This window comes from Oleiphilus sp. HI0117, from assembly GCF_001635235.1.
Map to the genome: position 1 here is coordinate 1 of NZ_LWGA01001206.1, position 416 is coordinate 416.

Annotated in this window: 1 protein-coding gene; it reads right to left on the reverse strand. The window is 37.0% G+C overall.

Annotated elements, in window-relative coordinates; genetic code table 11:
• The coding region (locus tag A3757_RS25385; RefSeq protein ID WP_197470188.1) for a MarC family protein at nucleotides 1-289 on the reverse strand (289 nt) is incomplete at its 3' end.
• Nucleotides 290-416 lie beyond the last annotated feature (127 nt).

Below are 416 nucleotides of genomic sequence, written 5' to 3' on the forward strand. Positions count from 1 at the left end.
TGCCAGCGAAAGACAAACTACTGGTAACCATACGAAACGCCGTATAAAACAAAAGCACGCCACCGGATATCTTGAATGCATGAATACTAATCGCAAGCTTACTTAAAAGGAGTTCACCAAAATTGCCAAACAATACTAGTAGCATCGTGGAAATAAGACAGGCCTTGAAAGCGATCAACTTTCGACCTGAACCACTTTCAAGCAAAGAATGGAAAATTAAAGCCATTCCAATCGGATCGATGATCACAAATAGAGCAACCAACGCTCCAACATATACACTTATATCCATAAGAATCTCATAAAAGGACTTACTATCACTATAGTATTGAATCGTGCCAAGCGCGAAAGATACTTTCTCTAAAGCGAAAAGGCTTAATTTTTTTGTATGTGATAAATCAATCCCTATATATTTTATT